General features: G+C 72.6%; 13 protein-coding genes. 4 read left to right on the forward strand and 9 right to left on the reverse strand.

Features of this window, described 5'->3' with window-relative positions; all coding sequences use genetic code 11:
- The first annotated feature begins 6 nt into the window (after window positions 1-6).
- Window positions 7-699, forward strand: coding sequence for an NUDIX domain-containing protein (locus tag ACZ6S4_RS32465; protein ID WP_465478568.1), 693 nt, complete (start codon window positions 7-9; stop codon window positions 697-699).
- A gap of 60 nt (window positions 700-759) precedes the next feature.
- On the opposite strand, the gene ACZ6S4_RS32470 is transcribed toward ACZ6S4_RS32465, so the two are convergent.
- Window positions 760-912, reverse strand: coding sequence for a hypothetical protein (locus ACZ6S4_RS32470; RefSeq protein ID WP_433719418.1), 153 nt, complete (start codon window positions 910-912; stop codon window positions 760-762).
- Window positions 913-1,230: 318 nt separating this feature from the next.
- Here ACZ6S4_RS32470 and ACZ6S4_RS32475 point away from each other — a divergent pair, with 318 nt between their 5' ends.
- On the forward strand, window positions 1,231-1,995 hold the full coding sequence (locus tag ACZ6S4_RS32475; protein ID WP_465478569.1) for a hypothetical protein: 765 nt from the start codon (window positions 1,231-1,233) through the stop codon (window positions 1,993-1,995).
- On the opposite strand, the gene ACZ6S4_RS32480 is transcribed toward ACZ6S4_RS32475, so the two are convergent.
- A complete protein-coding gene (locus ACZ6S4_RS32480) occupies window positions 1,985-2,554 on the reverse strand; it encodes a hypothetical protein (RefSeq protein ID WP_465478570.1) in 570 nt (189 codons plus the stop codon). The two genes, ACZ6S4_RS32475 and ACZ6S4_RS32480, sit on opposite strands and share 11 nt — an antisense overlap.
- 192 nt (window positions 2,555-2,746) lie before the next feature.
- On the opposite strand from ACZ6S4_RS32480, the gene ACZ6S4_RS32485 reads away from it, so the two are divergent.
- Window positions 2,747-5,764 (forward strand): BTAD domain-containing putative transcriptional regulator, encoded by a 3,018-nt coding sequence (locus ACZ6S4_RS32485; RefSeq protein ID WP_465478571.1) that lies wholly within the window; start codon window positions 2,747-2,749, stop codon window positions 5,762-5,764.
- A gap of 21 nt (window positions 5,765-5,785) precedes the next feature.
- Here ACZ6S4_RS32485 and ACZ6S4_RS32490 read toward each other — a convergent pair whose 3' ends face one another.
- A complete protein-coding gene (locus ACZ6S4_RS32490) occupies window positions 5,786-7,750 on the reverse strand; it encodes a hypothetical protein (protein WP_465478572.1) in 1,965 nt (654 codons plus the stop codon).
- On the reverse strand, window positions 7,747-8,661 hold the full coding sequence (locus tag ACZ6S4_RS32495; RefSeq protein ID WP_465478573.1) for a 5'-methylthioadenosine/S-adenosylhomocysteine nucleosidase family protein: 915 nt from the start codon (window positions 8,659-8,661) through the stop codon (window positions 7,747-7,749). Before ACZ6S4_RS32495 ends, ACZ6S4_RS32490 begins: the two co-directional genes overlap by 4 nt.
- 411 nt (window positions 8,662-9,072) lie before the next feature.
- Between ACZ6S4_RS32495 and ACZ6S4_RS32500 the strand changes: the two genes are divergently transcribed.
- Window positions 9,073-10,323 carry a phosphorylase family protein gene (locus ACZ6S4_RS32500; RefSeq protein WP_465478574.1) on the forward strand — a complete coding sequence of 417 codons (1,251 nt, stop codon included), beginning with the start codon at window positions 9,073-9,075 and terminating at the stop codon, window positions 10,321-10,323.
- Between the two features lie 5 nt (window positions 10,324-10,328).
- Here ACZ6S4_RS32500 and ACZ6S4_RS32505 read toward each other — a convergent pair whose 3' ends face one another.
- The 5 genes from ACZ6S4_RS32505 to ACZ6S4_RS32525 all read right to left on the reverse strand — a co-directional run bounded on the left by ACZ6S4_RS32505 (window position 10,329) and on the right by ACZ6S4_RS32525 (window position 20,542).
- Window positions 10,329-13,502: an ATP-binding protein gene (locus tag ACZ6S4_RS32505; RefSeq protein ID WP_465478575.1), complete on the reverse strand. Its 3,174-nt coding sequence runs from the start codon at window positions 13,500-13,502 to the stop codon at window positions 10,329-10,331.
- Complete coding sequence (locus ACZ6S4_RS32510) at window positions 13,499-14,131, reverse strand: hypothetical protein (protein ID WP_465478576.1); 633 nt, start codon at window positions 14,129-14,131, stop codon at window positions 13,499-13,501. The genes ACZ6S4_RS32505 and ACZ6S4_RS32510 overlap by 4 nt, the downstream gene beginning before the upstream one ends.
- A 24-nt stretch (window positions 14,132-14,155) precedes the next feature.
- Complete coding sequence (locus ACZ6S4_RS32515; protein WP_465478577.1) at window positions 14,156-16,003, reverse strand: hypothetical protein; 1,848 nt, start codon at window positions 16,001-16,003, stop codon at window positions 14,156-14,158.
- Window positions 16,004-16,235: 232 nt separating this feature from the next.
- Window positions 16,236-19,076, reverse strand: coding sequence for a tetratricopeptide repeat protein (locus tag ACZ6S4_RS32520; protein WP_465478578.1), 2,841 nt, complete (start codon window positions 19,074-19,076; stop codon window positions 16,236-16,238).
- 2 nt (window positions 19,077-19,078) lie between these two features.
- A complete protein-coding gene (locus ACZ6S4_RS32525) occupies window positions 19,079-20,542 on the reverse strand; it encodes a 5'-methylthioadenosine/S-adenosylhomocysteine nucleosidase family protein (RefSeq protein ID WP_465478579.1) in 1,464 nt (487 codons plus the stop codon).
- Between the last annotated feature and the right edge of the window lie 26 nt (window positions 20,543-20,568).

Below are 20,568 nucleotides of genomic sequence, written 5' to 3' on the forward strand. Positions count from 1 at the left end.
CAGCACGTGACCAATCGGGACCATGCGCAGCTGCGCATCGCTGTGGACCTTGCCATTCTCACCGTTCGTGAGGGCAGTCTGCAGGTGCTAGTCATCACCCGGGGCAACAAGCCGTTCGCCGGCCAGCCCGCCCTCCCGGGCGGTTTCGTGCGCACCGGTGAGGACATCGGCGCCGCCGCTGTGCGGGAGCTCGGTGAGGAGACCGGCCTCGACGGCAGTCAGCTGCATCTTGAGCAGTTCGCCGTGTACGGCGACCCCGAGCGTGACCCCCGGGGCCGGGTCGTCAGCGTCGCGTACCTGGCGATCATGCCGGATCTGCCCATCCCGACCGCCGGGTCGGATGCCAGCAGCGCCGCCTGGATCCCGGTCGACAAGGTCCGGGGCAGTCTGGCCTTCGACCATGACCGCATCCTGGACGACGCCGTGGAGAGTGCGCGCCGGCGGCTGGAGCTGACCACGCTGGCGACCAAGTTCTGTCCGGCCGAGTTCACCATCGGGGATCTGCGCTCGGTCTACGAGGTGGTCTGGGGCGAGCCGCTGGATCCGCGGAACTTCAGCCGGAAGGTGATCAATACCGAGGGGTTCGTCGAGCCCACCGACAACAAGCGGGTTCCCGCCACGGGCCGGCCGGCGGCGCTCTACCGGGCCGGGCCCGCCACCACGCTGAATCCGCCGATCATGCGCACCGGTTCGCGCTGAGACCGGCGCACGGCGGTGCCGGCGTCCCGAGGGACGCCGGCACCCTGTGCTGGGCCGTGATCAGCGGCAGATCTTCAGGACCCCGTCCCAGTTGGTGCCGGCCTGGCAGACCGGCTCGGCGGAGGCGGGGGCGGACGCGACGGTGGCCGCGCCCAGGGCGAGGGCGGCTGCGGTGACGACGAGGGTCACAGCGCGGCGCAGGGTAACGGGCATGGTGATTCCTTCCCGGAGCTTCATGGAGTCGTGATGACGGCGAGGGGACCCGGCGCTCGCGTTCTCCCGCGTTCGGACGACGCGGGATCCGGAGGCTGGCCGGCCTCCACGCGGCGCCCCGCGCGGCCGGTCCCCGGCGGGCCGGCGGGAACGCCGGCCTGCCCAGTACGGCGGGGTGGGCCCGGGCCGGTCGTCCGCCTCGGCCGTCGGCCCATCCGCCTTACTGTCAAACTCACAATAACTAGGCCCAGGGTTCGTGTCAACAGGACACTAAGTCTGTTACGGTGGGTGTACCCCCCGACACTCTGAGGTGATGGCATGATGTTTCGTGCGCTCGATCTGGTCCTGACGATCGCGGTGGCCGTAGCCGTCGGTGTGCTCGGCGCCCTGGATGTGGTCGGGCCCGCGGTCACCGGTGGAGCCACCCTCACCACCCTCGGCCTGCTCGCGCTGAGCTCCCTGCACGGCCGCTCGGCCCTGGGGGCGCTGGCGCGTTCGGTCACGGAGCTGGGCCGGACCATGAGCGACCGCACCAGCGCCGACCGGCTGCTGGCGCCGTCCACCTCCGGTGTGGACCTGGATCTGGGCACGGCCGACGACATCCGCGCCGTGGGTGTCACCCTGGCCCGGACGATCCGCAACCACTACGCGGCCCTCCAGCAGCGGCTCGACGCGGGCGCCACCGTACGGATCGCCCTGATCGCGCCGGAGGCGGCGACGGTCGCCGAGGCCGCACGGCGCAGCACCATCGCCGACAGCCCGGCGATCTTCGAGCACCGGTTGCGGCCCACCCTGGACCTGCTGGAGGGCCTGGCCCAGCGGGCGGCGGCCGGACCGGGCCGGCTCCAGGTACGGCTGCTCGACTTCGTCCCGGCGTTCGGGCTGGTGGCGGTGGACGCGGAGACCCCGCACGGTCAGGTACGCGTCGACATCTACTCGCACCGTTGCGGCACGCAGGAGCCGACCCTGCCGCTGTACGCCGATCGTGACGCCCGCTGGTTCCGGCACTTCGTCGCCGAGTTCGACCGCGTGTGGGCCGTGGGCCGCCCGTACGACGTGGCCGATGACCAGCTCAGCCGATAGGGGGCCCGCCGCTGGCCGCAGCGAGCGCCTCCACCGCGCGCGACGGTCCCCGGCGGAGCTGACCCGGCCGCAGTCGGCCGCGGATGGCAGCCACGGCATCGCCGGCCTCGATCCAGGTCACCTCGGTGCCGGTGGCCGCGGGCAGGTCCAGGCGGCCGTCGAGGCTCGGGTGGACCACGACGACGGCGCTCACCCGGTGACCCCGGGGTTGCAGGCGGCGCAGCCGGCGGACCGCGGCGAGCAGCGGCCGGGACGACTGCCCGATGTAGACGTCCCCGCAGTACACCGCGCCCGCGGCGCTGGTCGCGTACGAGCCGGGTGGCCAGGCGACCGCGTCCACGAGCACGACGCGGGAGCCGGCGCTGAGCGCGTACGGCAGCGGCGGGTTGCCGTTGAGCCGTACGCCCTGGTAGAGCCGGACGCCGGGCAGCCGCAGCAGACCGGTCAGCAGCTCACCGGTCCGCCGCGCGACCTCGTACGCCGACGTCCCGATCGGCCGCAACGGGCGCCGTTCCGTGTCCACGATCCGGGCCAGGCTGCCGTGACGGTGGTCGATCATCTGTGGTCACCTCAACACTGTCCGTCATCCGACGATGACGTGGCGCAATTCAGTCACGACCGGCTACCGAAGTGCTTCCGAATGACTACCCGGACCACGCGGTAGTCCGTTCGGCGCTGGCGGCAACTGCCCGCGCCTTCTACGGTCGGAGAGCGGGGGATCAACGCGGTGTGAGGGGCGGAGGTCCACTACGTGATCTACGGGGTCCTGGGTGAGCTGGAGATACGAGACCCACGCAGCGGGCAACCGCTGAGGTTGCCGCCCGGACGGCAGCTCAACGTGCTCGCCGCGCTGCTGGTCCAGCCGAACAAGCGGCTGTCGCACGCCGACCTGCTGCGGATGGGCTGGGGCACGGCCGACGTCGCGGAGGCCCAGCTGCACAAGGCGGTGTCGGCGCTGCGGGCCCTGCTGCGGCCGATCGGGCGGGCCCAGGACCTCATCACCCATCCCCGCTTCGGGTACGAGCTCAGAGCCGGCGACGACGACCTCGACCTGCTCGCCTTCGAGAAGCTGACCGCCGCCGCCGACGAGCAGGACGGTCCCGGGGACGAGGCCGAGCTGCTCCGGCAAGCCCTGCGGCTGTGGCGCGGGCCGCAGCCGCTGTCCAATGTGTCCGCGCCGATACTGGCTCCGCTGGTGCGGTCGCTGCAGCAGCGGCGCAAACGGCTCGCGGTACGCCTGTTCACGCTGCTGACCCGGCGGCGTGACTTCAGCGGCGTCCTGGACGACCTGCAGCGCATCGCGGCCGAGTTCCCGACCGACCACCAGCTGCAGAAGCTGCTGATGGTCGCGCTCTATCACAGCGGGCACCGGGCGGAGGCCGTTGACGCCTACGAGCGGTACAAGCGGGAGTTCGGCGCGGCCGTCGGCGACATCGACGCGGAGTTGCGGGATCTGGCCTACGCGATCGGCGGGGGCAACGACGAGGCCGTGGCCCGGGCGTTCCCGCTGGAGGAACGGCCGGTCCGCAGCGCGCCGACGGTGCCCAAGCAGCTGCCGGCCGCCCCGCCGGGCCTGGTCGGCCGGGACCCGCTGGTGGCCGAGCTGTACTGGCTGCTCGGGCCCGACTCGCCGTACCGGGTCATGGTGGTGCCCGGGCCCGGCGGCATCGGCAAGACCGCGCTGGCGCTGCGGGCGGCGCACCAGCGCCGCGTGGATTATCCGGACGGCCAGCTCTGGGCCGAGCTGCGGGGCGCCTCGGCCGACCCGGCCACCCCGGCGGAGATCCTGGCGCAGTTCCTGCGGTCGCTGGACGCACCGGTCGTGCCGGAGTCGCTGGCCGAGCGGGCCGCGCTCTACCGGAGCCTGCTGGCCGACCGGCGGATGCTGGTCGTGCTCGACGACGCGGCCGACGGCGCGCAGATCAATCCGCTGGTCCCGGCCGGGGCCGGATGCAAGGTGCTGGTCACGGCCCGGCGCCACCTGCCCGACGTGCCCGGCGCCCACCACGTGGGCACGCTGGAGCCGCTGGCCGAGCCGGACGCGGCCGTGCTTTTCGAGTCGGTCGTGACGGCGTCCCGGATCGACCTGAGCCGAGAGCACGAGGCCGTCCGCGAGGTGGTGCGGCTGTGCGGCGGGTTGCCACTGGCGCTGCGGATCGCCGCCGCGCTGCGCGTGCACGACGATCCCCGGACCACCGCCGAGCTGGTGCGGCGGCTGCGCACCCACGGGCCCGCGGCGTACACGTACGGCGCGGACAGCTTGGCGCGCACGCTCGACACCGGCCTGGCCCCGCTCGCCGCGGCGCACCGGCGCTTGTTCGTCGACCTGGGCCTGCTGCCGCTGCCGACCTTCGGCACCTGGACGGCCGCCGCGCTCAGCGACGACCCCGAGCAGGGCCGGACCGCGCTGGCCGAACTGGCCGCGGCCTCGATGGTGGAGACCACGACGGCGCCGGTGCCGCGCCGTTTCCGGTTCCACGACCTGACCCGGGAGTACGCCCACCGCCGCGCCATCGCCGAGCACCCGGACGAGCGTGACCGCGACGAGCTGCTGCGCCGGGTGTGCGCGGCGCTGCTGGACCTGACCCGGCACGCCCACGCCCGCCTGTACGGCGGCGACTTCGAGGTCGTGCACAGCGACGTGCCGGGCACCGACCTCCCGGAGGACGCCTACGCCGAGGTCGACGCGGATCCGGTGGCGTGGTTCCAGGCGGAACGGCTCTCCGTACGGGTGGCGGTCGAGCTCGCCGCCCGGCTCGGGCTCACCGCGCTGTGCTGGGACCTGGCCGTCTCGGCCCACGAGTTCTACACGATCCTCAGCCTGCACGACGACTGGTACGACACGCACATGACGGCGCTGCGGGCGTGCCGGCAAGCCGGTGACCGCCGCGGCGAAGGCATCGTACTGACCTGCCTCGGCCAGCCGGCCCTGGTCGCCGGTGGGCGCCGGCCCGGGCTCTCCGGCATCGGTGACCTCGTCCGGGCGGTGGAGCTGCTGGGCGCCGAGAAGGACGAGCACGGTCTGGCGATCGCGCGGCGGACGCTGGCCAACGCCGTACGCCGCCGCGGCCGGTCCACCGAGGCGCTCGCGCTGTTCGACGCGGCGCTGACCGGCTACGAGGGCGCCGGCGACGCGGTGGGCCGGTGGCAGACGTTGCGGTTCATCGGCCAGGTCCACCTCGACCGGGGCGACCACGATCAGGCGACCGCCGCCCTGGCCCGCGCCGACGAGATCGCCGCCGAGCTGGGCAAGCCGCGCTTGATCGCGCAGACCCGGTACTGGTCGGGGTGTGCGTACCTCGCCGCCGGTGATCCGGTACGGGCACAGCAGTCGTTCGCCGCCGTGCTGGAGGTGGTCGGCGACAGTGGCCTGGGCTACGCGTACGCGTTGCACGGGCTCGGTGAGCTGGCCCGGCACCGGCAGGACCTGGCCCGGGCGCAGGACCAGCTCGCTCTGGCCGTGACGCTGGCCCACGAGCACGCCGACGCCCTGCTGGAGGGCCGGGTCCGGCTGTCCCTGGCCGAGCTGTGGCGGGCCCGGGGCCGGGGCCCGGAGCAGGTCGCGGAGCTCCGGCGGGCGGCGCGGTGTTTCGCCACCGTCGACGCCGCCTACCTGGAGATCCAGGCGCAGGCCCGGCTGGCCGAGGCCCTGACCGGCCAGGAGCCGGACCGGGCCGCGGACGCCGTCTGGGCCAGGGTGGAGCAGCTGTACGACGCCGGGGAGGTCCCCGAGCAGGACCGGGTCCAGCGCCGCCCGCCCACCCGGTGACCCCCGCCGGCGGGCCGGGGCTCAGCTCGCCCGCCGGTACGCCGGCCCGGCCCACCAGCTGCGCCCCTCGGCGGCGACGCCCTCGAGCACGAACAGGGTGTTGCGCAGGCCGGTGGCGTCCTGCGCGCCGTCGGCCAGGATGCGCGAGTCCTCGTCCGCGCCGGCCTGCCCGGGCTCGGTCACCGCGACCTCGATGTCCGCGCCGTTGACCAGGAACAGCTGGAACTCGCGGGCGCCGTTGTCGAGCGTCGTCACCCGGACCGCCGCCACGGCGTCGTAGCGGTAGTTGGTGCGCTCCCAGTGGTGGAAGGTGGCCTGCGCGAAGTCCAGGTCGACGGAGATCTGCCGGACCCCGTCGGCGGTCAGCAGGAACACCAGCAGCTTGTAGCGCGAGTACCGCCACGGGCCGTTCTTCGCGCGGGCCCGCTTGCTGCCGTCGCCGCGGGCCTCCATCGACGCGTACGCGCTGATGTCGCTCCACTTCAGCTGGTACGCCGCCAGGGCGTGCTGCAACAGGATCCGGCGATCGCAGTCGAGCCACTGGGCCATCTCCATGTCCTGGGGCCGGTCGGAGAGCCGCCGCTCCCACCGCTGGTACTCGAACCAGTACGTCGTCTCGCGCTGCTCGCGTTCGGACTCGTCGACCATCACCCGCTTGTTCTCGGCCAGGATCCGCAGCGCGACGATCGTCACCGTCCAGCCCGCGGCGATGATCGCGACCAGGGCTCCGGCCGTCTGCAGCAGGTTCTGCCGGGCGGCGGACTGGATCCCCCACATCAGGCCGGTCACCGCCGCCAGGGCCGCGGTGACGGTGAAGGCCTTCACCGCCGGGGGGACGGTCCAGCGGCGATGCTGCTCGACGAGCGCCCCGGCGTCCCACTCGCGCCGCAGCTCGCGCACCTGGAACCGGATGAGCCACTTGACGGCCTCGGCCTTGACCCGCTTCTCGCGGTAGACCTCCACCAGCTCGTCGCGGAGCCGGCTCATCGGCCCGTACGCGTCGACGAGCCAGGCGGCCCGGTCCGGGCCCTTGGGGGCGTACCTGTCGGCGTACCGCATGTAGAGCCGGTCCACCTGATAGGTGAAACCACCCGGGCGGGCCGCGTCGCTGGGCAGACGCTGCGCCCGCAGCTGCCGTTTCTCCGCTTGCAGCCGGTCGACGCGGAACCGCCACTCCGCACCGTTGGTGACCGCGACGCCGGCGGCGATCAGCGCCACGGTGAGCGCGATGATCGCCGAGGTGTCGTCGCGCTGCAGCGCCAGCCAGCCGATCATCGCGACGGCGCCCGAGACGGCGGTGGCCAGGACCGAGGCGGCGGCCAGGTCCCCGCCGGAGACGTCGACCGGCCGCACCGGCCGGGTCCGGGGCTGCGCCGGGTCGGGCTCGAAGAACTTCCACACCCTTTCCCGGCGGCGCTCGGCGAGCCGGCCGGCCCGGGCCTGCCGGACGTCCTCGTGCCACAGCTCGTCCTTGAGCGAGCCCTGCAGGACCCGCTCCAAATGCCGCAGCACCGCTTTGCGCAGCGGGGCATCGAGGTCCTCGATCTCCCGCCGGACCTGCGAGATCGCGGCGTGGTCGGCGTCGTGGGACCGACTGGCCGCGACGAGCTGCCGGATCGCGTCGATGCCCGGCGTCCAATACTCCCGCGGAAGCTCGTCGATCTGGTCGAGAGCAGCCTTGAGCGCCGCCCGGTCCTCGACCGACAGCTCCCACAGCGTCCGTTCGCTGAAGAACGCCAGCAGCCAGTGGAACCAGACCTTGGTCGAGCTGCGGATCTCGACGGTGACCTCGGCCAGCAGCTTGCGCGCGGTCGTGGCCTGTCCCGAGGCGAGGTAGTGCAGCGCGATGTCGAACTTCTCCCACGGCGAGGCACCCGGCGGGACCTGGTAGTAGTTGTTGTGGACGCCGCCGTGGGTGGTGCCGGCCACCGCGCCGTGACTGCCGCCGGTCGCCGTGACCGTCGGGCCACCGCCGTCGCCGTTCACGACCAGCCTCTTTCCTCACGCCAGGCCGGGCCGGGCCGCTGGTCGTTGTGGACGCCGCCGTTGATGATCCCGGCCACCGCGCCGTGGCTGCCGCCCTTCGTGCTGACGTGAACCTCCGGTCTGTACCGGTCCCCCTCGGCTCGGGCCGGATGGTGCGCGATCAGGTCGGCGGCCAGAGCGGTCGCGAAGGTCGCCGCGTTGCGCACCGCCTTCGCCTGCCAGTGCTCGCCGTCGGTGCCGGACTTCGTGCCGTCGGCGAAGTCGCTGATCGCCCGCACGACGGCCACCGGAGCCGCGCTGAGGTGGCCGGCCTTGGCGACCCCGGCGGCCTCCATCTCGATGGCCAGCGCGTCGTCGTAGTGCTCCCGCAGCCACCGCAGCGGTTGGGAGACCTTCGCGTCGTGCAGCACCTCTCCCGACGCCACCGGTCCGAAATGCACCCGCGGGCCCTCCGCGCCCACGCGGAGATTGCCGGCCCGATCGACGCGCCGGGCGAGCTGGCGGGCGGCCTGATCGATGCCGTGGTCGATCTCCCAGACCCGGGGCCGGGACTTGAGCCCATCGGTACGGGCGGCAGCACCGTGGTACGCGTACACGTGGGTGGCCACGACGACGTCCCCGAGCTTCAGGCCGGGGTGCAGCCGCCCGGCCACGCCGACGAACAGGACGGCGGCCGGGGTGAACTCCCGGATGGCCCGCTCGGCGATGACGGCCGACCCGTGGTTACCCGCACCGGTGAGGGCCAGCACGACCTCACCGGCGCCGCCGCCGAGCGAGCCGATCTCGAAGCGAGTGCCGGAGACCGGCGGCGGCTGACGGAGATCGGCGAGCGTGGCCCGGACGGCGGCGTACTCGACCTCCAGGGCGGTGAGGATCACGATCGGCGGACGTGGGCTTCGAGGTCCGGTCATGGCGGCCACCTTGCTGTCAGAGTAACAAGAACCCCGGTGACAGATCGGCCGTTGCGCTTTCCCGACGCCTGCGCCTTCCGACCCCCAGGGCGAACGGTTACATCGTCATATCTCGATCTACCGGAGGCCTACCGGACGTATCACCGGCGCTCGCGCAGCGTCTGCACGCGCCTCTCCGCAGTCGGACCGGACCGGCCGGCGGAGCGCCGCCCGCCCCCGTCGGGTGCCCGGCACCGACCAGCGGCCGCCACCACCGCGCCGGCGCCGGGCACCCCACACATGCTGGAGCGCGGTTCTACCGTATTTCCACCGTCGGCCGGTGACCGTCGCCCGATCGGGTCCGGTCCGGTCTAAGCTCCGGGCGGTCGAGCAGCCAGCGTCCCTTGTCCCTCCGCGAACCCGGACGGTCCGATGACCCAGCAGAGCGCACGCGTGGATGTCCTCGTCATCACCGCGTTGAAAGAGGAGTACGACGCGGCGAAGGCGGTGGCCGGGATGTCGTCGTGGCAGGAGCACGGGGCCGGTGGCCCGGAGCCGTACGTCACCGCCACGTACGCCCCCGGGACCGGGGTGCGGCTCTCGGTGGCGCTCGCCCGCCCGATCCGGATGGGTGGCCGGGGCACCAGCCCCATCGCCACCGCGCTGACCGAGAAGCTCCAGCCAACCTGCCTGGCGATGTGCGGGGTGTGCGCGGGCAATCCCGGCGACACCGCGGCGGGTGATGTGATCATCGCGGCGCCGGCGTACGAGTGGGACGAGGGCAAGGACTACGGCGACGTCTTCAAGGCCGATCATCAGCAGTTCCCGCAGGACGCCCGCTGGGCCCGGGCGGTCCAGGACTTCGATCCGTCGGATCTGCCGAGCCACGGCACCGCGACCGAGGAGGAAGCGGCGCTCTGGTATCTGGAGCAGCTCCACAAAGATCAGGATCCGCGGAAGCATCCGGCCCGTGAGCGCTACTTCCCGCGCGGCACGTGGGTGCCGGGGCTGGAGCGGTTGCAGTCGGCCGGGCTCATCACGCGGCAGGGCGCCGGCTGGGCACTGACCGAGGCCGGCCGCACCTACATCGGGCGCCGCCTGTACGACGACGTCGACGGGCCGGAGCGGCTGCCGTTCGTGGTCGTCCCGGGACCCATGGCCAGCGGCAGCGCCGTCATGGCCGACCCGGGGATCTGGGACCGGCTCGAGGTCACCCAGCGCAAGATCCTGGCCTTGGAGATGGAGGCGGCGACCATCGCCACGGTCGCGCACGAGCGGCAGGTCCCGCACTGGCTGGTCGCCAAGGGCGTGATGGACCACGCGAACTTCGACAAGGACGACCGGTTCAAGGCCTTCGCCGCCAAGGCTTCCGCGGAGGTGCTCTTCGCCCTGCTGGGAGAGCTTCTGCCGGTCGCGGCCGCCCCGGCACGGCCGGTGCCGCCGGCCGCGGAACTGCCCGGCCGGGTGAAACTCGAGGTCGTGCGGCGGCTCACCTACGACTGGCAGGACCTGGCCGACGTCGTCGGGGTGCCCTCGTACGAGGTACGCCGGTTCCGGGCCGGCGACGAGCCACGTGAGCTGTGGGGCTGGCTGGAGAACCGGGGACGGCTGTCCGACCTGCCCGGCGCCCTGGAGGAGATCGGCCGCGCCGAGCTGGCCGCGCTGCTGCGCCCGTACGAGTGAAGGCCTCAGGCCCGCGCGCGGGCCATGACCTCCTCGTCGGTCAGCGGGCTGCTCGGGTGATGGCTGAGGCACATCGGCGTACGGGTCTTGTGCGGCGCCTCGCCCTCCAGCGCGATGTAGAACTCGCCCGCGGTGAGGTTGCCGATGTCCGGCACGTCGCCGCCCTTGACCTTGGCCATCTCCCGGGCGGCGTCGATCTGGATGGGCACGCTGAGCCGCCCGAAGAAGTGCGTCGCCGCGTTGCCCGGGATGCGGTTGTGCAGGTTCTTCGGCGCCTGGGTGGCGAAGATCAGCCCGAGGCCGTACTTGCGGGCCTGTGAGGCCAGGGCGAGCGTGCTCTGGGTGCACGCGGTCATCGCCCCGGACGGCGCGAACGTCTGCGCCTCGTCCATCACCAGCAGGCCCAGCAGCGGGCGGTCCTTGGCCGGGTGTTTCTTGATCCAGGCGAACAGCCCCATCTGCAGCTGATTGACGAACCCCTGCCGGGCGTCGTCCGCGGGCAGGCCGACGAGGCTGATGACCGAGATCCGGGCCCGCTTGCCGGGCGACGGCGTCAGCAGGATGCCGGGGTCCGCCGGGGTGCCGCCGCCACCGAACATCGGATCGTTGTCCATCGAGGCGGTGAGCGTCTGGGCAAGCCCGGCAGCGATCTTGGTGGCGTCGTCGAGCCCGCTGACCCCGTCGGGCAGATCGGACAGCAACGCGATGAGCGCCCGGATGTCATGGCCACCCTGCCGGCCGAAATGCTCGACCGCCCGCCGCAGCACGGCCGTGCCCAGATGCACCCGGGAGGTCCGACCGACCAGGTTGGCCCGCGGAGCCAGGGCGGTCACCGCGGCCTCGACCGCCGCGCCGAACTCGTCCGGATCGTCGCGCACGCTGGGAAAGTCGGGCAGCGGTTGGAAACTCAACGGCCGCCCCGACTCCCGCCGCGGCGTCCAGGTCAGCACCTCGGTCTCGGCCAGGTAGCGGGCGGCCCGCTCGGCATCCCCGGGACGCCAGCCGGCCGGCGGCTCCGGCCAAGGATCCCCCAGCCGCGCCAGGTCGTTGTTCGGATCCAGCACGATGGCCGAGACACCGAGCAGCGCGCACTCCTCCACAAGCCGGCGCAACAGCACGGTCTTCCCGGAACCCGACGCGGCGAAGATGGCCGCATGCTTACGCAACGCTTCGAGGGACAGCGGGGCGGGCGCATCGTCGTCGACGCCGTAGCCGATGGTGAAGCCGCTCGTCCTCACCTCCGCCTCATCTGGCTCAGGCACGCGTTCCGCCGGTGTGGTGTCGCCGGTCCAGGCATCGGCGTCCGCCAGGGCATCCTTGAAGAGGGTGATCTGCTCGGTGGGCCGGTAGCGCACGAGCCAGGCGTGCAGCTGCGCCGGATTCTCGTCCCGCAAGCCGTGCAGGGCGGCGAGAACCCGCAGATCGGAGTCGTCGACGCTGAGCGTGACACCGCCGTCGCGTTCGAGCTGGCGGACGACCTCCTGGGTCTTGGCGGACTGGCTCCAGGGGCCGTTACGCAGGAGGAAGAGCTTGCGCTTGGCGACGTCCGGGTTGAGGCCGGCGGCGGTGCGGGCCCGGCGGATGCGGTGCAGGGCGGCCACGCCGTGATGGGTGTCGCTGATCGCCCGGAACGACCAGTGCATCTGATCCTCGGTGCGGGACTGGTCGGAGGAACGCTCGCGCTCCTCCTCGGACCGCTCGTCGAGGTTCCGGCGGAGGCGAGCATGAAGGTCCGGCTTTGAACTGGGCGGCGGATCGATGCTGAACTTCTCGCCACCGTCGCCGCGCTCGACAATCCAGGCCTGCAGGCCGGCCGCGAGCAGCGCCGGGAACGTCCGATCCTCGGTGTCGTGTTCGAGTGGTGAGGTGATGTCGGCGTTGCGCTTGAGCTTCTCGAAGCGCGCCTCGATCCGGCCGAGCTCGTCGTCGGAGATGCCGGGGGCCGCCCGGACCGGTGCCTTGATGACCTGGTCCTCGGTGGGGGCGTCGCGGAGGTGGCTCAGCTCGCGCACCTCGTCGTCGATCAGGCAGGCCCGGATGTGGCGGTCGACGGCGACGAGCAGCCGGCGAGGTGAGTAGTCCATCGCCTCCGCGAAGACCTGCTCCCGGACCGGCCAGGTGGGATAGGGCGGGGTGAACTGCACGGCCGCGAAGCGGGCCGCGAAGCGTTTCTCGATCAGCTGACGCGCGATCCGCGGCGTGCGGATTCCCTGCAACGCCATGCAGCGGCGGAACCTGTCGGGGAACGATGACGGTGCTCGGCCCTCGATCAGATCCCAGGTCGTCGAGAGTGTGGCCACGACGGTCAGCGCGCGGCGGGTCGTGTCGCGCAGGTCGGTCAGACCGTTGGCCAGGCTTGAGGCCATCACCGCCAGCCGGAGATCCGACTCAGCGGCCGAGGTCTTCGCCAGATCCTCCTGCAAGGCTGCCTGCGCGACGGCGGTGTCGATCTGGTCGAACGCGATCACCGACGGACCGGTCGTCGCGAGCAACCAGGAGATCTCGCGGACGATCTCCTGTGCTGTCCGGGATGTGTTGCGGATCCCCCAGGCCTGGCGCTCTCCCGCGACCCCTTCCTCGCTGCCGGCGAAGAAGTTGTCAGCGACGTCCTGGTGCTCCTCGTTGTCCGAGGCCCGCAACGCGAGTGCTCGGAGGGTGTCCCGGCACTGATGGGCGACATGACGGTCGAATTCGCGCAGTCCCCCGATGAAGGCGTCCAGCGCGGCCCGGGTGAGCTCGGTTTCCCCGATCACCGCCCGCCGGTCGGCCCGGGGCGCGCCGATCCGGGACGCCAGGCGCCGCAGCAGCAACCGCAGCTGCGTCTCACCGTTCTGCACCTCGCGGGCCATGCCGTCGAGCAGGAACACCAGCAGGCCGTTCCAGAAGTCGCGGCCGTCGAGGAGGCCGATCAGGAAGAAGTACCCGCCCTGCTGCTGCACCTGTTCGCGGACCCAGCCGAGCAGATGCGTCTTCCCGGTGCCGTGCCGTCCCTCGAGCACCAGGCCGATCGGACTCGCATCGGGGCTTGCTTCGGCTTCGGCGATGCCATCGCGCACATCCCGGACCACGGACTCGTGCAGCCCGTCGACATGGAACGGCGACCGTCGCCACACGTCGTCGGGCGCCATGGCCCAACTGAACCGCAGGGCGGCGAGCGCCGCGCGCTCCTGCTCGGTCATCGCCGGCCGATCGCCAGCTTGTGCCGGTCCTCGCCGCCGATGCGGACCGCGGCGTCCCGCTCCTCCGCGCCGAGGCGGTGCACCAGCGCGTCGGGCTCGAGCCGCACATCCCGCGCGTCGAGCATCCGCTCCAGTGCCTTGTCGAGCTCCGTCTTGGACACGTCAGCGAACAGCGGCCGCAGAGCGGCGAGGCCCACCCACTCGCCCGGCGCACCGGCGAGCTTCGTGTAAGCCGCCCGGATGCGGCCGTCCAGATCGACGGGTCGCACGACCACTGTCGCCGCAGCGCCGTTCCCCTTGGCCAGCGAGCGCACGATCTGGTTCTGCTGTGCCACCACGGCGGCCCAGAGCTGCTTCTCCCGGGGCGAGCGCTTCTCGCCTTCCTCGGCCCGGTCCTCGTCGATGTCGAGGGGGTCGGCGAGAACCTTCTTGCCCTCCTCGGTGATGACGTGCCGGTAGGGGCGGCTCTTGGTCTGGGAGGAGACGTAGCCTTCTCCGTTCAGCCGCTCGTAGGCCGGGCTGATCAGCCTGACCCGGTAGAGCTTGTCCATCTCCGTGTTCGACAGTTCCCGGCCTTCGGCCTTCAGGATGATCAGAAACGCGTAGTCGGCGGACGTCAGCTCGGCCATCAAGGGTCCTTTCGGGGCGTACGTTCAAGGGGTCTGTTCCGGGGTGACCAGCTGTCCGTCCGCGTCCAGGCCGAAGGCCCGCAGCCGGATCAGTGACCGATGCTCCTGCGCGGTGTACAGGGCGATCAGCCGCTCCGCCGCCCCGGTCGTGCCGGCGTTCAGCTCGGCCTTGAGGTTCTTCTCGTCGCGCAGCTCGAACAGCAGGGTGCAGAGCTGCAGCGCCGCCTCGGGCCGGCCCTCGTCGACCGCTGCCCGCAGCTCGGCGATCTCGTACATCGCGGCCGCGCGCCGGGCCGAGAGGCGATGGATCTTCGCCAGGCGCAGGCCCGCCGCGCGGTCCCCGGCGTCGGCGCGGTCGCGCAGCAGCTCCACCTCGCCCCAGGCCAGGTAGAGGTCGGCCAGCGCCTCCGCCGCCCGGAGCTCACCGCGCTCGGCACGGTCGCGGATCTCGCGCAGGCAGCCGCGTTCCACCAGGCGCTCGACGAGTCGCTCGGCCGCGATCGTGTCGCCGGCCTCCGCCTCCCGGCGCAGCTCGTCGCAGACTCCGCCGTCGGCCAGGATGTCGGCGACCGCGGCGGGGATGTCGCGGGGGCGGCGGCCGGCCGGCGGCCGGACCTCGTCCACGCGCTGCCAGAGCTCCTGCACGTGGGCCAGCTTCCGGACCGCCGGCCGGTCGTGGGGGTGGGCCCGCAGCTGGCGGTGCAGGACGTCGACGGCCTCCGCCAGGCGGTCCTGCCGGACGAGCAGGTCGACGAGCTCGGCGGCGGCGCGGCCGTCGTCGAACTCGTCGACGAGCCGGGTCAGCGCGGGCTCGGCATAGCAGTAGCGCAGCCGGGCCAGGGCACTTGTCGCGAGCCGCCGCAGGTCCTGCGGCTGGCGCAGATGAGTCACCAGGGAGTGCCAGGCGTGGTGCGGTACGGCCTCGGTACGGCGCTTGCGTCGCACGTGCTGCGCCAGGTAGTCCGCGATCGTGTACCCCGCCAGGGTGCCCGCCCGGCCGTCGTCCACGGGGAACAGCGGTGACACGTCGCCGTAGAGCGGCTCGGTGGCGTGCGGCAGCGCCTCGGACATCCAGTGGGCCGTCGGCCGGACCCGCTGGTACGTCCGCAGATAGCCGAACATGGCGCCGGTCAACAACTCCACGCTCAGCGGTGCCTGCACGCCGAGCCGGTGCGCGTCGGCGGCCGCCGTGATCAACGCCTTCGCGTAGGCGTTCGCGGGTTGCTCCCAGCACATCACCAGGCGGGGGCCGCCGGCCAGGACCTGGGTGAGGCCGACCTCGCGCGCCTCCAGGGCGTCCCGGATCCGGGTGTCCTGCTCGGCGATGACCTCGGCCTTGGACAGCTCCTCGGCGTTGAGAGCATCAGGCACCGGGATCACGAAGGCGCTCTTCACCAGCAGGTGCACGTCGTCGCGGCCGGCGGTCCACTTGGCGTACTGGTCCGGCCAGAGTGTCCCGACGACCAGGTTGCCGTGGCGCACCAGCGCGCGGACGCATTCCGCGGTCAGCGGCGGGTGACCGCCGAGATACTGCTGCAATTCGTCGAGCCAGAACACGGTCTCGCGCGGAGGTGCGTTCTTGACGTCCAGCAGCGCGGACGCGTCGGCCGGCTGCACCAATCCCCATTCCGGCACGAGCTGATAGATCGCCTCGTACAAAGAACGGGTCTTGCCGGTCGAGGAACCGCCGACCATGACGACGAAGCTGCCGCGGTCGGGCAGATTGGTGGCCAGCGCGGTCCGCAATTGGAAATCGAATTCGCGTTCGACGTAGGTCGGCAGGTCGTCGTCGCTGCCCACCATCGGAATGGCGCTGTGAATCCCCAGCTCACGAGGGATCGCCATGTCGACGCGCAACCGGTCGAGCGACACTAGGGAATCATCCCGGGAGCGAATTGCCACAGCCGCACGCGCCATCGCCTTCTTTCCAAGCCCGGAAAGGGCCGAAACGGTTTCCTGCACCCGCGATCCGATGATCGGCGGCCGACGATGGAGCGAACGCTACCGCACGATTGGATAAGATCACCAGCGCTGATTCAACGCGGAAAGCGGCGGGCAACCGAGGAATGCTGCCAAGGATTTCTACCGTTTCTCTACCGCATTTCTACCGGCGCAGGCGCTCGGCCTCCGCACGCAGCTCCGCGACCTCCGGCCGGGCCAGCACCTCCGCCGGCAGCGCCGCGTAGACGCCCGCCGCCTCCTCGACCGCCGCCTGTGCCTCGTCGACCGCTCCGGCCGCCTGCCGAGCCACTGCCAGCACGGTCAGTCCGGTTGCCAGGTCGACCGCGTCCAGCTCCCGGCTGAGGGCGGCCGCTTCCCCGGCCGCCGCCACGGCGTCGTCGGTGCGGTCCAGGGCGAGCAGCGCCCGGGCGTGACCGGTGAGCGTCGCGACCAGGTGCACCCGGTGCGCGGCAGGCCGTTTCGCCTCCAGGCGACGGTAGATCGCCGTCGCCTCCCGGTAGGACTCGGCCGCTTCGGCGTCGCGGCCCAGGGTCAGCTGGACCTTGCCCTGGTTGTTCAGCGACGACGCCAGGTACACCTCGTAGGTGGCCGGGTCGTGGGCCGCGAGCCGGCGGCGGATGGCGACCGCCTCGGTCACCGTGCCGAGCGCCTCCTCGGCCTGTCCGGCCGCCAGCTGGTCGACCGCGTGGTTGTTCAGGCCGACGGCCAGGTCGGCGGTGAAGACGCCGGGTCTCGCCGCGGCCAGCCGCCGCCGGATCTCCACCGCCTCGGCCGACGCGGCCAGCGCCTCGGCCGTGCGTCCGACGTGGAACAGCGGCTCGCTGAGGTTGCTCAGCGCGGTCGCCAGGAAGTGCTCGAACGAGTCGGGTCGCAGGTCGGCCAGCTTGCGGAAGGCCGCCACCGACTCGGTCATCACCTCGGCCGCCTCGGCGTAGCGGCGCAGGCCGTCGAGCTGCATCCCCTCGTTGACCAGGGCCGCGGCCGCCTCGTGCAGGTACGCGTTCGGATCCTGCGCGGCCCGGCGGCGGTAGATCGCGGTGGCCCGGCGGGCGTCGGCCAGCGCCTCCTCGTACTGTCCCAGGCTGTGCCGCCAGGATCCGCGGTTGCCGAGCGCGCCGGCCAGCTCCGTCTCGTACTGGTCCAGGTCGGCCTCGGCCAGGTCCTCGTAGAGGCCCACCGACTCGGTGCAGGCGTCGACCGCTTCCTCGTGCCGGCCGAGGGCGGCGAGGACGGTGCCGAGCGTGGACCACGCGTACGCCAGGTCGGGCTCGTGTCCCGCCAGGGCGCGGTCGAGATCCCTCGCCTCCTCGGCACTGGCCAGGGCCTGCGGCCGGCGGCCGACGTCGAGCTCGGTGTGGGCCAGGTTCATCAGCGCGTGGGCGAGGTCCGCGTCCGGCTCGCCGGGCGTGGCGGCGACGCGGTAGCACTCCACCGCCGCGGCCATCTCGGCGCGGGCGGGGTCGCGGTGGCCGGTGACGTTGAGCCGGTAGCCGAGGTCCGCGTGTACGTCGCCGCGTTCACGCGGGCCGCTCGCGGCGGCCAGCCGCTGGTCGGCGAGCCGCTGCTGGACGGCCAGCGCGGCGACGTCCAGGTCCAGGTAGCGGCCCTTGGGCAGGTGCTCCTCGATCTCGGCCAGCAGATCCAGGTCGATGCCGTCGGCGGCGGTCAGGGTGCCGAGGCTGTCACCGCCGGCCTCGACCGCCAGCCGCGGGTCCGCGCGCAGCACCGGATAGAGGTGACCGGCGCCCACGTGCGGCCAGCGCAAAGTGGCCGCGGCCAGCGTGGACACAGCCCGCGGCAGCCACGGACGAGGCGAGCCGTCGTCTTCGCGTCCGAGCAGCTGGGTCAGCAGCGGCCCGGCCCACTCGCCGGCCGGAATCGCGACTCCGTGACCGTCCAGGGTCAGCGCGACGAAGTCCTCGGCCAGCCGGTCGGGGTAGAGCGGTTCGCACCGGGCAGCGGTGGCCTCACTCGGATAGCAGGCGGCGTGGTCGTCGGCCGCGACGGCGGGATCCACGCCGTCCGGCAGCAGGTCGCGCAGCAACGTGACCGCGGCGTCGGCCGGCTGGGTGCCGCAGACGGTCGCGATGAAGACCACCCGTTTCATCGCGTCGGGCCGCAACCGCCCACCGGCCGCGTGCCGGTCGGCCCAGTGCAGCTGTTCGCGGTCCAGCAGATAGAGGGTGAGCCCGGCGAGGTCGGTGGGCAACGGCCGGTCGCGCTGCCGCGCGTCGACCGCCACCAGCGCAGCCATGTGCACGGCCAGGGTCAGCCCGAACTCCGGGCCGGCGAGCAGATCCACCGGTACGGGCACAGCAGCGCCGTAGTAGGCGAGGAAACCGTCATGGGCCGCCTCGAACATCTGCCGGCGCGCAGCACCGGTGACGTCGAGCGGAGCCAGCCGCTCGTCCGAGAGCGCCAGCCGCCCGGGGTCCAGAGCCGTCGCGAGCCCCCGCCAGGCCGCGTCGGTGCGAGCGAGGAACAGCACCCGTACGGGCACAGTGGCCTCGGTCAGCAGCCTGTTGTCCAGCAGCAGCGCCAGGGAGGACAGCGGCCAGCGGTCGGCGTAGTCCGCGATCAGCAGAATCCCGGTGGCCTGGTCGGCCCGCAGGTCCTGACTGCCGGGCGGCGGCTGAACCGGGCCGGCGCCGGTGCTCGCCGCGACGACCAACCAGCCGTCGTCCTGCGCCCGGCCGGCCACCTCGTCGGCGAGCCGGGTCTTGCCCTGACCGCCGGGCCCGTACAGCCAGCGGACCGCGATCGGGGCCGGGCCGGCGAGCCACTGCCGGTATTCGGCCAGCTCGGCCTGGCGGCCGGTGAAGGTGACCACCCGGTGCCGGGCGTTCAGCAGACGGCTGGGCAGCTCGGACAGCCACTCACCGGACGGGCGGGCGGCTCGTTCCCAGCGGGTGAGGAGATAGAGCGGGAATCCGTCAGCGGCGACGTGCAGGTCGGCGCCCACCGTCCCGTACGCGTACCCCATGGTCAGCGACGGCCGTGAGCGGCCAGCAGGCGCGCGGCCAGCTCGGCGGCGACGTCGCCCGGCAGGGCGGCGAGGTGGCTCGCCGGGACGGATTCCTCAGCCGGCACCTGCAGCGGACCTTGCCCGCGGCCCATCGACGCCGAGGTGCGGGGCAGCGAGTCCGCCCGGCCGACGCTGAGCATGATCGTCGGTTCGACGGCCAGCGCGAGCGCCCAGCGCACCGGAGATGGCAGGTCGAGCCGGGTGAGGGAGGTGATCATCCGCTGCAGACAGGCGATGATCCATTCCTCGTCCAGCACCGCGCCGAGCGAGTCGCCGGGCAGCGGTGCCCAGGCCGACCGCTGCCCGGAACGGCTGACCACCCGGCCGGCGGGGCCACTCCGGTAGTCGGTCGTCCAGGCCCAGGCCGCCCGGTCATCGTGACCGGTCACCAGCTGGGTCACGGCCGGGAGCTCCCCGGCCAGCCGTGGGGCCAGCTCGCGCAGCCTGCGCACCTCGATCAACGGCGACTCGGTCGCGGGCACCAGATGCAGCTCCAGGGCGGCCCGCTCGAAGGACGAGGGCCGGTTGACGAAGTCGGAGCGCCAGGTCACCTGCGGCGGGCGGCTGATCTTTCGCCACTCCACCGAGCTCGGCGGCTCGGCGCTGTGAACGTACACATTGCCATGCATGGCCCCGATCGCCATACCGCCGTTCGCGGTGACGTGCTGCACCGACGCGGGGCGTTCCTCGGCGGGCCGGGAGAGGAAGTCGGTGATCGCCACGGCCGCAAACGCGGCGGCGTTGCGCGCCGCGCGCTGTTGCGAACCACCGGCGTCGGCCTCGGACTTCCCCCCATCGGCCTGGTCGCTGATGCCCCGGACGGTCAGCATCCGGACGCGGCCGACGTGGGCCGCGCGGGCCGTCCCCGCGCTCTCCATCTCGATCGCCACGGCGTCGTTGTAGCGGTCCTTGAGCTGCTGGGCCAGCGGCGTCGTCCGGGAGTTGAGCACCACCTCGCCGGCCGCGATCGGCGCGAAGTGGACCTCCGGGGCACCCGGGCGCTGCTGGAACTCGCGGGCGACGAACCGGGCCCGCTGCAACAGCTCATGGTCGGCGTCGAACGAGCGGGGCCGCGCGTAGGACTGGTCGTCCTCCTCCTTGGCACCGTGGACAGCGAACACACGGGTCGCGACGACCACCGAGCCGAGCGCGATCTTGTCGTTCAGGGCACCGGCGACCCCGACGAAGAGCAGCGCCTCCGGCCGGAACAGGTCGATCGCCTCGCCGGCCACCAGGGCCGCGTCCACGTTGCCGGCCCCGACCTCGGCGATCGCCACCCGGGCCCCGCCCAGCGTGCCGACCTCGTACTGGGTGCCGGACCGGGCCGATCGCCGGCTCGGCCCGTCGAGGTGCCTGCGGACCGCTGTGTATTCGAGCGACAGAGCGGTCAGCACCACGATCCGCGCACTGTCGTCCGTGCTCACTGAACTCCACTCCGCCGCCGGCCGGT

The sequence above is a fragment of the Actinoplanes sp. NPDC051405 genome (assembly GCF_055586185.1).